This window comes from Streptomyces sp. NPDC007164 (assembly GCF_040634135.1).
Taxonomy (GTDB): Bacteria; Actinomycetota; Actinomycetes; order Streptomycetales; family Streptomycetaceae; genus Streptomyces; species Streptomyces sanglieri.
The window spans coordinates 58,534-72,507 of record NZ_JBEYFB010000004.1 but is presented as its reverse complement, the minus strand read 5'-3'; the positions used below and the strand labels follow the sequence as shown (position 1 = coordinate 72,507).

Below are 13,974 nucleotides of genomic sequence, written 5' to 3'. Positions count from 1 at the left end.
TGTGAGTCGATTCACAAATTCACAAGCGGGGAGACTCTCAGAGTCGCACCGATGCGGGGACGGAACAAGGGGGGACGAAGCTCCCCCGGGGGCGCACGGCAGTGCACGACGCCCCCGGGGACACGATCCCGGCGTACGAGCCGGGTCGGCAGCGCAGGTTCAGCAGCACAGGCTCAGTAACGCCGGGTCGGCAGCGCAGGTTCGGCAGCGCTGGCTCAGTAACGCCGGGTCGGCAGCGCAGGTTCGGCAGCGCTGGCTCAGTAACGCCGGGTCGGCAGCGCTGGCTCAGTAGCGCTGGTTCAGATAGCCGAGCAGCTCGTGGTGGAGCAGTCCGTTCGAGGCCGCCGCGTTGCCGCCGCCGGGGCCGGAGACGCCGTCAAGGCTGGTGAACTTCCCGCCCGCCTCCTGGACGACGATCGCGTTGGCGGCCATGTCCCAGAGCGAGAGCTCCGGCTCCGCGCAGATGTCCACCGAGCCCTCGGCGACCATCATGTACGGCCAGAAGTCCCCGTACCCGCGAGTGCGCCAGCAGGCCCGGGTCAGGTCCAGGAAACCGTCGAGGCGGCCCTGCTCCTCCCAGCCGCTCAGCGAGGCGTACGCGAACGAGGAGTCCGCGATCCGCTCCACCTTCGACACCTGGAGCCGGGTCGCGGAGGTCAGGCTGCGGCCGGTGTACGCGCCGGCGCCCTTGGCCGCCCACCAGCGCCGGTTCAGCGCGGGGGCCGACACCACGCCGACCACCGGCTGGAAGCCGTCCTCGCCCGCCTCCATCAGCGAGATCAGCGTCGCCCAGACGGGCACGCCGCGCACATAGTTCTTGGTGCCGTCGATCGGGTCGATGACCCAGCGGCGCGGGCCGGTGCCCTCGATCCCGAATTCCTCGCCCAGAATCGCGTCACGCGGGCGGGCCCGATGGAGGTGGCCGCGGATCAGTTCCTCGGCGGCCTTGTCCGCCTCGCTCACCGGAGTCATGTCCGGCTTGGTCTCGACCTTGAGGTCGAGGGCCTTGAACCGGTCCATCGTCGCCGCGTCGGCGGCGTCCGCCAGCACATGGGCAAGGCGCAGATCATCGTGGTAATCGGGCATGCCGTCACAGTATCGAGCGAAGGTGAACAGAGCCACACGCCTCGGGAGCCGCGCGCCCCCGGGAGCCGCGCGGACCATTGACAGTCCCCGGGGCCGCGCCGACGCTGGGACGCGGAGCCCTCGGCGCGGGAGGCGACGATGCCCACAGCGCGGGAACTACTGCTGGACGCCGCCCTCTCGGCGCTGGCGACCCTGCCCTGGACGTCGGTGCGCATGGTCGACGTGGCATCCGCCGCCGGCGTCTCCCGGCAGACCCTCCACAACGAGTTCGGCGGCAAGGACGGCCTGGCCCGCGCCCTGGTGCGGGACGCGGCCGACGGCTATCTGGCCGGGGTCGAGCGCGCACTGGGAACGGCCGGCGGTACGGCGGACAGGCTGGCCGCCACCGCCGCCTGGACCGTTCGGGCCGTACGGGCGAACGTGCTGGTCAAGGCGTTGCTCACCGGCTGCTGGAACGAGCGGCTACCCCGTCCGGGCCCCCTCGTGGCCGGATGCCCGGACCCGTTGCCCGGCCCCTGGAGCGCCGGTCCCGGCCCGCCGGCCCCCGCCGAACTGCTCCGCCGGGCCGGCGAACGCGCGGTGGCCGCCCTGGACGCGGAACGGCCGCCGCACGACCCGGAAGCCCTCGCCGTGACCTGCGAGATCGTGCTGCGGCTCGCCCTGAGCTACGCGCTGGTGCCCACCCCGTCGGGGACCGGGGGAGAGCCGGCACCGCTGGTGCGCCACGTGGTGGCGCGGGCGCCGTACGCGGTCAGTGGGACGAGCCCGACAGCTGGAGCCCGATCACCCCGAGGATCACCAGGGAGATCGACACCAGCTTGAGCGTGGAGACCACGTCGTCGAGGAAGACCATGCCGTAGATCGCGGTGCCCGCCGCGCCGATGCCCGTCCACACGGCGTAGGCGGGGCCCACGTCGAGCTTCTTCAGCGACATCGTCAGCAGACCGAAGCTGCCGAGGGCGAAGATGCAGAACGCGATGGTCGGCCAGAGCCGGGTGAAGCCGTGCGAGAGCTTCAGACAGACGGCGAAGCCGGTCTCCAGAAGTCCTGCGACCACGACCAGCAGCCACGCCATCGTCAGTGCCCTCCCACGTCGGTGACCGCCTTGCCACACTGGGTGTGATTATGTACTTACCGGTAGGAGCAGTTCGCAAACGCGCCCCGGTCAGTCGCCTTCGCGTCGCTCCCGGGTGGAGAGCAGCCGGTGCAGCGAGTCCAGCCGGGCCGGATCGGCATGGCCGTCCGCCACCCAGGCGGCCAGGGCGCATTCCGGTGCGTGGCTGTCGTGGGTGCAGCCGCGCGGGCACTCCTCGGTGCCCGGCTCCAGGTCCGGGAACGCGTGGATCACCCGGGACGGGTCGATGTGGTTGAGCCCGAAGGAGCGCACACCGGGGGTGTCGATCACCCAGCCGCGGTAGTCGGGCAGCGGCAGCGCCAGCGCCGATGTGGTGGTGTGCCGGCCGCGCCCGGTGACCGCGTTGACCACGCCCGTCGTACGCCGGCGGTCCTTCGGCACCAGCGCGTTGACCAGCGTGGTCTTGCCGACGCCGGAGTGCCCGACGAAGGCGGTGACCCGGTCGTTCAGCTGCTCGCGGACCCGCTCCGCCGCGTCGCCGTTCTCCAGCTCCTCGCGGCTGGTCACGATGAACGGGACGCCCAGCGGGGTGTACGCCTCCAGCAGCTTGTCCGGGGAGGCCAGGTCGGACTTGGTGAGGACGAGGAGCGGGGAGAGCCCGCCGTCGTACGCCGCGACCAGACAGCGGTCGATCATCCTGGGCCGGGGTTCCGGATCGGCCAGGGCGGTGACGATCGCCAGCTGATCCGCGTTGGCCACGACCACCCGCTCGAACGGATCGTCGTCGTCCGCGGTCCGGCGCAGCACCGAGCGGCGCTCACCGATGCGGACGATGCGCGCGAGGGTGTCCTTGTCGCCGGAGAGATCACCGACGATGGAGACGGTGTCACCCACCACCGCGGCCTTCCGGCCCAGCTCACGGGCCTTCATCGCCATGACCGTACGGCCGTCGACGAGACAGGTGAGGCGGCCCCGGTCGACGGTGAGGACCATGCCCTCCTCGGCGTCCTCGTGCTTCGGGCGGGTATGGGTGCGAGGCCGGTTGCCCTTCGGGTTGGGGCGGAACCGGATGTCGTCCTCGTCGGGGTTCTTGCCGTAGCGGCGCATGTCTCAGGCCCCGAGCATTCCGGTCCACATCTGCGGGAAGTCCGGCAGGGTCTTGGCGGTCGTCGCCACGTTCTCGATCTCCACTCCGGGTACGGCAAGGCCGATGATCGACCCCGCGGTCGCCATCCGGTGGTCGTCGTACGTATGGAAGGTACCGCCGTGCAGCGGGCGGGGCCGGATGTGGAGGCCGTCGGCGGTCTCGGTGACGTCGCCGCCCAGCTCGTTGATCTCCTTGGTGAGCGCGGCCAGCCGGTCCGTCTCGTGCAGCCGAAGATGGGCGACGCCGCTCAGGGTGGATGGCGAATCGGCCAGGGCCGCGACCGCCGCGATGCCCGGGGTCAGCTCGCCGACCTCGCCGAGGTCGACGTCGATGCCGTGGATCCGGCCCGAACCGGTGAAGGTGAGGCCGCGCTCGGTCAGCTCGCAGCTGCCGCCCATCGCGGTGAAGATCTCCCGCAGCGCGTCGCCCGGCTGGGTGGTGTGCTCGGGCCAGTCCGGGACGGTGACCCGGCCGCCGGTGACCAGCGCGGCCGCCAGGAACGGCTGGGCGTTGGAGAGGTCGGGCTCGATGGTCAGGTCACGGCCGAGCAGGGCGGAATGGGAGACCCGCCAGACGTTCGGCTCGCCGCCCGTCTCCGGCTCGTCGACCTGCGCGCCGACCGCCCGCAGCATGTCGACGGTCATCCGGATGTGCGGCATGGAGGGGAGCCGGGCGCCGGTGTGACGCACCTCCACCCCCTGGTTGAAGCGCGGCGCCGACAGCAGCAGCGCCGAGACGAACTGGGAGGACGAGGAGGCGTCGATCGCCACCGGACCGCCGTCCAGCGCACCGCTGCCGTGCACGGTCATCGGGAGCGAGCCGCGCCCCTCGTCGTCGATCCGGGCACCGAGCACCCGCAGCGCGTCGATCACACCGGTCAGCGGGCGCTCGTACGAACGCGGGTCGCCGTCGAAGCGGACCGGGCCGTCGGCCAGGGTCGCGACCGGCGGCAGGAAGCGCATGACCGTGCCGGCGTTGCCGACGTCGACCGTGGTGGGGCCGTGCAGCCCGGCCGGGATGACCCGCCAGGCCTCGCCGGAGCCGTCCGGGCCGACGCCCTCCTCGATGCCGACGCCCATCGAACGCAGCGCCTCGGCCATCAGCAGGGTGTCGCGGGAGCGCAGCGGGCGGCGCAGCCAGCCGGGCTCGGCGGCGAGCGCGGCCAGGACCAGCGCGCGATTGGTGACCGACTTCGATCCGGGCACGGTGACGGTCGCGTCGACCGCCCCGGTCGCATGCGGGGCGGGCCAGAGAGCGGGGTGCACGGAGCTTTCGGTCATGGATCTCACTTTAACGGCCTTCGCCCGACGGCCCCCGCCCCGCGGCCTTCGCCCAGGCCCCCGTATGTCTCACATACCGAGCAGCCAGCGCCCGCCGCCGATCAGCGAGCAGAGCGACACCGCGTGGAAGAGGAAGAGCCAGAGCGCGGCCGGTACGTCCGTCAGCCGCGACAGCTGGTCCGCGTCCGAGTCCGGCGCACCGCCGTGCCGCCGCTTGGACTGGAGCTCGAAGGCCGGGCGCACGCCGCCGAGCAGCAGGAACCAGACCACGGTGTACGCGAACAGCGACTGCCAGGCGGGTGAGGCCAGCCAGGACACCAGCAGGAAGGCCGAGCCGGTGAGGATCACCGTCAGCGCCCCGTAGACATTGCGGATCATCACCAGCATCACCGCGAGCAGGACGGTGGCCACCCACAGCAGCAGCGTGATCCGGCCGTCGACCAGCAGCCACGCGCCGCCCAGGCCCAGCAGCGGCGGGGCGGTGTAGCCGGCGGCCGCGGTGAGGACCATGCCGATGCCGGTCGGCCTGCCGCGGCTGACGGTCAGGCCGCTGGTGTCCGAGTGCAGCCGGATGCCGGACAGCTGCCGGCCGGTGAGCAGCGCGATCAGCCCGTGGCCGCCCTCGTGCGCGATGGTGATCGCGTTGCGGGTCAGCCGCCAGAGCGGATTCGGTACGACGGCGATCAGTGCGAGCGTGCCGGTCACCACCACCAGCCACTGCTCGGGGGCGGGCTGGGTGCCGAACACGCGGTCCCACAGATTGCCCAGTTCGGTGCTGTCCATGGTGTGGGCGGCTCCTTGCGGTGTCGGCTTGCGGTATCGGCGCCCGGCCGGTGTGACGGTCGTGGCAGTCTGGCACTCATGTGCGGACGGTATTCAGCGAGTCGGCGGCCCGAGGACCTGACCGGACTCTTCCATGTCGAGAAATGGGAGCCGGCCGAGGCCCTGGCGCCCGATTGGAACGTGGCGCCCACCAAGGAGGTCTACGCCGTACTGGAGCGTCCTGTGAAAGACGCAGACGACCAGCGTCCGGTTCGCCAGATGCGCGCCCTGAAATGGGGACTCGTACCGTCCTGGGCGAAGTCCCCGGAGGGCGCCGCACGGATGATCAACGCCCGCGCGGAGACCGTCCACGAGAAGCCGTCCTTCCGCCGTCCCTTCGTCTCACGGCGCTGCATCCTGCCCGCCGACGGCTACTACGAGTGGGTCACCGGCGTGGACGAACGGCAGCTGGAGGAGAAGGGGAAGAAGAAGCGCCCGCGCAAGCAGCCGTACTTCGTGACCCCCGCCGACGGATCGGTCTTCGCGATGGCCGGGCTGTACGAGTTCTGGCGCGACCGGACCCTGCCCGACGACCACCCGATGGCCTGGTGGGTGACGTGCACGGTGATCACCACCGAGGCGGAGACCACCCCGCTCGCCGTCGCCCCCGCGGACGGCCCGGCCGCGCTCGCCGACATCCATCCCCGGATGCCGCTGATGCTGACGCCGGACCGCTGGGACGACTGGCTGGACCCTTCGCGCACCGATGTCGAGGAGCTGAAGGCGCTGCTCGCCCCGCCGCCGGGCGGGCTGATGCGGGCCTACCCGGTGGCCACGGCCGTCAGCAACGTCCGCAACAACGGACCCGAACTGCTGGAAGAACTGGCCGCGCCGGAGGTGGGCACCCTCTTCTGAGGTCCCGGCGGGGAGGATGGGGCGCGTGACTACTGCAGAGACGGGCCGCGGGGCCGGGACCGCCGAAATGGCCGACACCGACGCCGGGCCGGCCAGGATCACCTGGTTCCCGGCGACCGGTACGACGAAGGCGGCGGGAGCCCGCACGGTGCTGGCCCTCGGCCATGGCGCGGGCGGCGGCATCGAGGCCCGCGACCTGCGGGCCCTGGCCGCCGTGCTGCCCGCCCACGGGGTGACCGTCGCCCTGGTGGAGCAGCCGTGGCGGGTCGCCGGGAAGCGGCTCGCGCCCGCCCCGAAGACCCTGGACACCGGGTGGCGGGGGCTGTGGCCCGCGCTCACCGCCGCCGGGCTGCCCGTCGTCGCGGGCGGGCGGAGCGCCGGGGCCCGGGTGGCCTGCCGGACGGCCGCGGAGCTCGGCGCCCACGCCGTGCTCGCGCTGAGCTTTCCGCTGCACCCCCCGGGAAAGCCGGAGAAGTCCCGCGCCGACGAGCTGCTCGGCTCCGGGGTGCCCACGCTCGTCGTGCAGGGCGGCCACGACCCGTTCGGGCGGCCCGCCGAATTCCCGCCCGGGGAGTACGAGCTGGCCGAAGTGCCGTACGCCGACCACGGGTTCGCCGTACCGAAAAAGGCCGGGCCGAGCCAGGACGAGGCGATGGAGATCCTCACCGGCGCAGTGACCGGATGGCTGTCCGCCCTCGCGTGACGTACACCCCGGGAACGTGGCGTACACCCGGGGAATGTTGGGCGAGGGGCCACTGTTGTCGGTGTCATCGGTACATCAACGTCGTACGTGGAGAGGGAGTCCGTCGCATGGGTTCGACCATCTGCCCGAGCCGCTCGAACGCCGCTGACCTGGAGTGGACGGTGCTGCACGCGGCCAGGACCACTCCCGAGCGGGCCCAGGGCGGATCGGATCGACAGCCCGTCTCGAAGCAAGGTCGACTATTCTCCGATTCGAGCGGGTCCGGTTTCGGCTCCGCCACAGCGTTGGAGGAGGTGGGTCCGGTCACTGGGACCGACACAGGGACCGACGACGGCCGCGCACAGGAGACGTCCGCCGAGCGCAACGCGCGCTTCGAGCGGGACGCGCTCGGTTTCCTCGACCAGATGTACTCGGCCGCGCTGCGCATGACGCGCAATCCCGCGGACGCCGAGGACCTGGTCCAGGAGACGTATGCCAAGGCGTACGGCTCCTTCCACCAGTTCCGTGAGGGCACCAACCTCAAGGCGTGGATGTACCGCATCCTCACCAATACGTTCATCAACTCGTACCGCAAGAAGCAGCGCGAACCCCAGCGCAGCGCCGCCGAGGAGATCGAGGACTGGCAGCTGGCGCGCGCCGAGTCGCACATGTCGACCGGTCTGCGCTCCGCCGAGTCGCAGGCGCTCGACCACCTGCCCGACTCGGACGTGAAGTCCGCTCTGCAGGCGATCCCCGAAGAGTTCCGCATCGCCGTCTATCTCGCCGATGTCGAGGGCTTTGCCTACAAGGAGATCGCGGACATCATGGGGACTCCCATCGGTACGGTGATGTCCCGACTGCACCGGGGCCGCCGCCAGCTGCGCGGCATGCTGGAGGACTACGCCCGTGAGCGCGGGCTCGTCCCGGCCGGTGCCGGAGAGTCGGACGATCGGAAAGGCTCGGGCTCATGAGCTGCGGAGAGCCGCACGAGACGGACTGCTCGGAAGTCCTCGATCATCTCTACGAGTTCCTCGACCACGAGATGCCCGACAGCGACTGCACCAAGTTCGAGGTGCACTTCGAGGAGTGCTCCCCGTGCCTGGAGAAGTACGGCCTGGAGCAGGCCGTCAAGAAGCTGGTGAAGCGGTGCTGCGGCCAGGACGACGTGCCGAGTGACCTGCGGTCCAAGGTGATGGGCCGGATCGATCTGATCCGCTCGGGGCAGGCCGTGCCCGAGCAGGACGTGACGGCGGCGGAGAGCGGACAGCCGACAGCCGCCAAGGAGTGACACCCGGCGGCCGGACCGTACCGGCCGCCGCCCCCGAATCACCCGAATGTGCTAATCGGGCTCATTGAGGCTCGACCGGTCGCACAACTCGCTAGCCTGACGCCTCCATTGACCATGTCGGAGGGCGGGCCGAGCGGGTGAGAGCCACACGCGGGGCGGCGCGCACGTTCATTCCGGCGGTCGCGCTGGGCGCCCTGCTCTGTGTGCTCCCCGCGCTGCGCGGCGGCGCGGGAACCCCCTGGATCACCGTCGCCCTGCTCGCCGGGCTCTATCTCGCCTGTGAACTCCCCGGGCGCCGCCCCTTCTTCGGAAGCTCCGTGCCGATCCGTGCCGGATCGTTCTTTCCGTTGCTGCTGGCCGCCGCGTTCCTGCTGCCGCCCGCCGCCGCCGCACTTGTCGCGGTGCCCGGATCGCTCGTCGGCCGGGTCGAACAGCCGCCCTTCACCGCACGGCGCGTCTGGCGGGCCGCACAGCTCGCCCTCACGGTCTGGGCCGCCTCGTCCGTCCACGGACTGTTCGGCGGCACCGCCACGCTCGGCGGCACCGCCACGCTCGGCGGCCCCGGCCGCCTCCCCGACCTGCCCTACGCGATCCTGCCCGCCTGCGCCGCCGCCCTGGCCTTCAGCCTCGTGCTCACCGCGCTGGACGGCGCCATCCTGGTGGCGGCCGAACGGCTGCCGCTGCGGCGGGCCTGGAGCGGGCTGCTGCCCCGCTCGCTGGGGCCGCATCTGGTGCACGGACTGGCGGGGCTGATGATGGCGGTCCTGTGGCGCGGCCCGTACGGTCCGCTGTCCGCGCTGATCGTTCTGCTGCCGATGTACATCTCCTGCTGGGTCTTCGCCCAGTACCACCGCGAGCACGCCGCGCACCGCGCCACCATCAGGGCACTGGTGCAGGCCGTCGACATCAAGGACACCTACACCCGGGGCCACAGCGAACGGGTCGGGCGGGCCTCCGTCCTCATCGCCCGCGAACTGGGCATGGACCCCGGCCGCCTGGAGGTCGTCCGGTTCGCCGGCATCCTGCACGACGTCGGCAAGCTCGGTGTCCCCACCCGGGTGCTCCGCAAGGACGGTCCGCTCACGCCGGAGGAACGACAGGTGATCGAACTGCATCCGGAGTACGGGCACGAGATCGTCCGCGGCATCGGCTTCCTCGGCGAGGCACGGGCCGCGATCCTGCACCACCACGAACGGCTGGACGGCAGCGGCTACCCGTACGGGCTCAGCGGGCGAGAGATCCCGGAGTTCGCCCGGGTCGTCGCGGTGGCGGACGCCTTCGACGCGATGACCTCGACCCGGTCCTACCGGCGGGGGCGGCCGGTGCCGGCCGCGCTGGAGGAGCTGAAGCGGTGCTCGGGCACGCAGTTCGACCCGCAGATGGTCCGGGCTCTGGTGCGCGGACTCGAACGGCACGGCTGGTCGGCGGTGACGACGGCCGGGACGGCGGACGAGCAGGGCTTCCCGAGGCCGCGGGGCGGGCGTGCCGAGGCCGGGGCGGTCCGGCGGTCCGGCGGGCTCGGCCACGTACCGCCGCCGCAGTCCCCGTTGCCCGCTCCGCAGTCGCCCGCGGACCGCCGCGGATGACCCGGACCGGAGCCAGGCCCGGAGCCAGGGCCGGAACAAGGCCCCGAGCCAGGTCCCGCGCCAGGGCCGGAGCGAAGCCCCGAGCCAGGGCCAGGACGCGGCTGCCCCCCGCCGTCCTCACCGTCCGCGCCACCGCGGCCCTGCTCGCCGTCGCCGGGCTCGGCCACACCCTATGGACCGGCATCCACGACCCCGGCCACGCCCTCGCCTTCGGGGTGCTCATCACCGTCGGCGAGCTGGCCCGCTGGGGGGCGCTGCCCGGCGAGCGGGAGCCCGCACCGCTCGGCGCCGCCGGAGCCCTCGCGTACGCCCTCCTCGGCCGAAGCGGTGGCGAACCCACCCACCACGGTGTCCTCCAGGTGGTCGCCGTGCTCGTCGCGGCGCATCTCGTCGCCTGCGTGCCCCATGTGGCCCGCGGCACGGGGCCCGCCCCGGACCAGGTGGCCCGCCGCGTCCTGACCGTCACCTTCGCCGCCGTGTGCTTCCAGCCGCTGTACAACAGCAGCCGCACCGCGAGCTGGTCCGGCGAGGGCCCGTACTACGTGCTCGTCCTGCTCGCGATCCTCGTCCTGACCGCGCTGTGCGACGCGGTGCTCGCGGCCCTGCTGCTGCGCTCGCGCACCCGCCACCCCTACCCGCCGCTGCTGCGGGACGAGCTGCGCGGGCTCCTCGGCATCGGGTCGGCGGTCTGCGCGACCGGGGTCGTGATGGCCCTCGGGGTGGCCGTCGCCGGGCTGTGGGCGCTGCCGGTCCTGTGCGTACCGCTGCTGCTGACCCATGTCTCGTTCCGCCGGTTCGTCGCGGTGCGCACCACCTACCGGCAGACCATCGCCTCGCTCGCCAGGTCCACCGAGATCGCCGGGTACACCCCGCACGGGCATGCCCGCCGGGTCGCGGTGCTCTGCCGGGCCGTCGGCCGTGAGCTGGGGCTCTCCGGGAACCGGCTGACCGTCCTGGAGCACGCCGCACTGATGCACGACATCGGCCAGCTCTCGCTCGTCGACCCGGTCCCGGACGGGGCGACGGCCACCCTGCCGGCCGCGGAGCAGCGCCGCATCGCGCTGCTCGGCGGGGCGGTGGTCCGGCAGACCGGGGTGGACACCGAGGTCGCCGTCGTCGTGGAACGGCAGGCCGACCCCTACCGCGAGCAGCCGTTGTCCGCGAGGATCGTCAGGGCCGTCAACGCATACGACGACCTGTGCGGGGAAGGTCTCATCGGGCCGCTGGGCGCGCTGGAACAACTCAGGCTCGGGACCGCCCACGACTTTTCGCCCGAAGTCGTGGAATCGCTGGCCAGGGTCCTCGCCCGGGGCGGTCCGGCCCCGGTCCCGCCCGGGTAACCCATGGGTAATGAGCGGGCGTCCGGCCCGGCATGGTTGGATGCGAAGAAGAGCGGAAAAACGAGGGTGTCCAGTCGGGACAGGCGGGAATCGTGAGGATCTTCGGGAAGGTACGGCATCGGCCCTCCGCCTCTTGGCGGCAGGCCACGGACCGCGCGTTCACGCTGATCGGCGACGGCCGGTACGAGGACGCGGGCGCACTGCTGACACGTGCGGCGGATCTGGAACCCTGGCTCTCCGAGTCGTGGTTCAATCTGGCGCTGCTGCACAAGTTCCGGCACGACTGGGAACAGGCGAGAGCCGCCGGCCTGCGGGCCGTGGCGCTGCTCGACAAGGAGTCCGGCGCTCCCGACTGGTGGAACGTCGGGATCGCCGCCACCGCGTTGCAGGACTGGCCGCTGGCCCGCCGGGCCTGGCAGGCGTACGGCCTGAAGGTGCCGGGCACCGGTCAGCACACCTCGGCGGCCAACAGCGAGCCGGTCGGCATGGAGCTGGGCAGCGCCGCGGTACGGCTGTCGCCGGAGGGCGAGGCCGAGGTCGTCTGGGGCCGCAGGCTCGATCCGGCCCGGATGGAGGTGCTCTCCATCCCGCTGCCGTCGTCCGGGCGCCGCTGGGGCGAGGTCGTCCTGCACGACGGGGTGCCGCACGGCGAGCGGGTCACCGCGGCCGGGCCTTCCTACCCCGTCTTCGACGAGATCGAGCTGTGGGCGCCGTCTCCCGTGCCCACCTGGGTGGTGCTGCTCGAAGCGGCCACCGAGGCGGACCGGGACGCGCTGGAGCAGCTTGCCTCCGACGCCGGGTTCGCCGCCGAGGACTGGTCGTCCTCCGTACGGCTGCTCTGCCGGGCCTGCTCGGAGAGCCGGATGGAGAGCGACGAGGGCGACGGCGAGCACCTCGACCCGCACGACCACAGCGAGCCGGGGCATCCGGGCCCGCTGGGCCACCGCACCGCCGGTGAGCTGTGGGTGCCCGAGCGGGAGTGCGGGATAGCGGCGCCGGCCGGGCTGGTGCGCGGTCTGCTGGACGGCTGGGTGGCGGACAGCCCGGACAGCCGCGAGTGGCGGGATCTCGAAGAAGTCTGCTGACCGGTGCCCGTAGGCTGTACGGGCACCGGTCGCGGTGCTCGGGTGCCCGGGTCCCGGAAAATGTGGGACGGCCGGGTTTCAGGTGTGACCGGGCTTCAGGTTTGGCCGGGTTTCAGGTTTTGAGGAAGGCGTACGGCGGACATGGCGCAGCAGGAGACGGACGAGCAGATCAGCGTCGACGACGAGGGTTTCGTCGTGGACACCGAGGACTGTGAGGCGCGCGAGGAGGCACATCGCGAGCGCGGCACCTCCCGTCCGATCACGGTCGTGGGCAACCCGGTGCTCCACACGGAGTGCAAGGACGTCACCGAGTTCGACGACGAGCTGGGCCGGCTGATCGACGACATGTTCGCGAGCCAGCGGACGGCGGAGGGCGTCGGCCTGGCCGCCAACCAGATCGGCGTCGACCTCAAGGTCTTCGTCTACGACTGCCCGGACGACGACGGTGTGCGGCACGTGGGCGCCGTCTGCAACCCGGTGCTCGAAGAGCTGGCGCCGGAGGACCGGGTCCTGGACGACTCCAACGAGGGCTGCCTCTCCGTCCCGACGGCGTACGCCTCGCTGGCCCGCCCGGACTACGCGGTGGTCCGCGGCCAGGACGCCAAGGGCAACCGGATCAAGGTCCGGGGCGACGGCTACTTCGCCCGCTGCCTCCAGCACGAGACGGACCACCTGTACGGCTACCTGTACATCGACCGGCTCTCTAAGCGGGACCGCAAGGACGCGCTGCGGCAGATGGCGGAGAACACGCCGCGCTACGAGGTCGTGCCGAACGACTGAGCGCGCACCCGGCAGCCACCGACGGGCCCGGCCTCCTCGCGTACCGCGAGGGGTCCGGGCCCGTCGCGTTCGCTCCCGGAGGGACGTCAACTGCCATTCATCCATGGGTGGTTGACGCGCGTCGACTCGTCCGACAAGCTCTCTGACCACACTTCCGTCACAACGGGGAGCCCCCACATGCTCAGACGAACCGCACGACTCCTGCTCGGTCTTGTCATGACCATGGCTTTCGCCTTGGGTGGTGCCGTGATGACCGCCGGCACCGCACAGGCCGACGGCTGCTACACCTGGACCCGCACGATGTCCCCCGGCGCCACCGGCAACGACGTCGTCCAGCTCCAGATCCGGGTGGCCGGCTACCCCGGCTACAACTCCGTACTCGCCATCGACGGCTCCTACGGACCGGCCACCACCGCCGCGGTCAAGCGCTTCCAGGCCGCCTACGGGCTGGCCGCCGACGGCATCGCGGGCCCGGCCACCCAGGCCAAGATTTACGAGCTCCAGGACAACGACTGCACCCCGGCGCACTTCACGTACGCCGAGCTCAACCGCTGCAACAGCACCTGGGCCGGTGGTGCCGTCGCTGCGGGAACCGCCAAGGCCAACGCGCTGAGCACCATGTGGAAGCTGGAGGCGCTGCGCCACGCGCTCGGTGACCGCCCCATCACCGTCAACAGCGGCTTCCGCTCCACGTCCTGCAACAGCGCGGTCGGCGGGGCGTCGAACAGCCGTCATCTGTACGGCGACGCGGCCGACCTGGGCGGGATCGCCTTCTGCACCCTGGCCCAGCAGGCCCGCAACCACGGCTTCAACGGCATCCTCGGCCCGGGGTACCCGGACCACAACGACCACGTCCACGTGAACCAGGGCCCCAGCCACTTCTGGTCCGCGCCCAACTGCGGCATCTGACACGCACCGCGCACGGGGAAGGGGCCCTGGAATCCGTCC

At 71.9% G+C, this 13,974-nt stretch carries 15 protein-coding genes; 10 read left to right on the top strand and 5 right to left on the bottom strand.

Features of this window, described 5'->3' with window-relative positions:
- Positions 1 to 285 precede the first annotated feature (285 nt).
- Positions 286 to 1,086, bottom strand: coding sequence for a histidinol-phosphatase (gene hisN, locus ABZ622_RS09020; protein WP_266912402.1), 801 nt, complete (start codon positions 1,084 to 1,086; stop codon positions 286 to 288).
- 138 nt (positions 1,087 to 1,224) lie between these two features.
- On the opposite strand from hisN, the gene ABZ622_RS09015 reads away from it, so the two are divergent.
- On the top strand, positions 1,225 to 1,908 hold the full coding sequence (locus ABZ622_RS09015) for a TetR/AcrR family transcriptional regulator (RefSeq protein ID WP_360541712.1): 684 nt from the start codon (positions 1,225 to 1,227) through the stop codon (positions 1,906 to 1,908).
- Here the strand turns inward: ABZ622_RS09015 and ABZ622_RS09010 are convergent.
- The 4 genes from ABZ622_RS09010 to ABZ622_RS08995 all read right to left on the bottom strand — a co-directional run bounded on the left by ABZ622_RS09010 (position 1,838) and on the right by ABZ622_RS08995 (position 5,371).
- Complete coding sequence (locus ABZ622_RS09010) at positions 1,838 to 2,161, bottom strand: multidrug efflux SMR transporter (protein WP_124716491.1); 324 nt, start codon at positions 2,159 to 2,161, stop codon at positions 1,838 to 1,840. The two genes, ABZ622_RS09015 and ABZ622_RS09010, sit on opposite strands and share 71 nt — an antisense overlap.
- A 90-nt stretch (positions 2,162 to 2,251) precedes the next feature.
- Positions 2,252 to 3,268: a ribosome small subunit-dependent GTPase A gene (gene rsgA, locus ABZ622_RS09005; protein WP_360541711.1), complete on the bottom strand. Its 1,017-nt coding sequence runs from the start codon at positions 3,266 to 3,268 to the stop codon at positions 2,252 to 2,254.
- Between the two features lie 3 nt (positions 3,269 to 3,271).
- The gene (gene aroA / locus ABZ622_RS09000; protein ID WP_266688732.1) at positions 3,272 to 4,588 is read right to left on the bottom strand and encodes a 3-phosphoshikimate 1-carboxyvinyltransferase; all 1,317 of its coding nucleotides are present in this window, start codon (positions 4,586 to 4,588) and stop codon (positions 3,272 to 3,274) included.
- Positions 4,589 to 4,657: 69 nt separating this feature from the next.
- Positions 4,658 to 5,371, bottom strand: coding sequence for a M50 family metallopeptidase (locus ABZ622_RS08995; protein ID WP_360541710.1), 714 nt, complete (start codon positions 5,369 to 5,371; stop codon positions 4,658 to 4,660).
- 78 nt (positions 5,372 to 5,449) lie between these two features.
- On the opposite strand from ABZ622_RS08995, the gene ABZ622_RS08990 reads away from it, so the two are divergent.
- From ABZ622_RS08990 to ABZ622_RS08950, 9 genes are all read left to right on the top strand, one after another.
- Positions 5,450 to 6,265: an SOS response-associated peptidase gene (locus ABZ622_RS08990; RefSeq protein ID WP_360541709.1), complete on the top strand. Its 816-nt coding sequence runs from the start codon at positions 5,450 to 5,452 to the stop codon at positions 6,263 to 6,265.
- Positions 6,266 to 6,332: 67 nt separating this feature from the next.
- The gene (locus tag ABZ622_RS08985; RefSeq protein ID WP_360541913.1) at positions 6,333 to 6,968 is read left to right on the top strand and encodes an alpha/beta family hydrolase; all 636 of its coding nucleotides are present in this window, start codon (positions 6,333 to 6,335) and stop codon (positions 6,966 to 6,968) included.
- Positions 6,969 to 7,261: 293 nt separating this feature from the next.
- Positions 7,262 to 7,918, top strand: a complete 657-nt coding sequence (locus tag ABZ622_RS08980) for a sigma-70 family RNA polymerase sigma factor (RefSeq protein WP_266729806.1) — start codon at positions 7,262 to 7,264, stop codon at positions 7,916 to 7,918.
- Complete coding sequence (gene rsrA / locus ABZ622_RS08975; RefSeq protein WP_124716484.1) at positions 7,915 to 8,235, top strand: mycothiol system anti-sigma-R factor; 321 nt, start codon at positions 7,915 to 7,917, stop codon at positions 8,233 to 8,235. The genes ABZ622_RS08980 and rsrA overlap by 4 nt, the downstream gene beginning before the upstream one ends.
- A 137-nt stretch (positions 8,236 to 8,372) precedes the next feature.
- Positions 8,373 to 9,821 (top strand): HD-GYP domain-containing protein, encoded by a 1,449-nt coding sequence (locus ABZ622_RS08970; protein WP_360541708.1) that lies wholly within the window; start codon positions 8,373 to 8,375, stop codon positions 9,819 to 9,821.
- Positions 9,818 to 11,161, top strand: coding sequence for an HD domain-containing protein (locus ABZ622_RS08965; RefSeq protein WP_360541707.1), 1,344 nt, complete (start codon positions 9,818 to 9,820; stop codon positions 11,159 to 11,161). The genes ABZ622_RS08970 and ABZ622_RS08965 overlap by 4 nt, the downstream gene beginning before the upstream one ends.
- 92 nt (positions 11,162 to 11,253) lie before the next feature.
- Entirely contained in the window at positions 11,254 to 12,246 is a 993-nt protein-coding gene (locus ABZ622_RS08960; RefSeq protein ID WP_360541706.1) for a hypothetical protein, read from the top strand.
- A 141-nt stretch (positions 12,247 to 12,387) separates the two neighbouring features.
- Complete coding sequence (gene def / locus ABZ622_RS08955; RefSeq protein WP_360541705.1) at positions 12,388 to 13,026, top strand: peptide deformylase; 639 nt, start codon at positions 12,388 to 12,390, stop codon at positions 13,024 to 13,026.
- 177 nt (positions 13,027 to 13,203) lie between these two features.
- On the top strand, positions 13,204 to 13,935 hold the full coding sequence (locus ABZ622_RS08950) for a D-Ala-D-Ala carboxypeptidase family metallohydrolase (RefSeq protein WP_360541704.1): 732 nt from the start codon (positions 13,204 to 13,206) through the stop codon (positions 13,933 to 13,935).
- Positions 13,936 to 13,974: the final 39 nt, after the last annotated feature.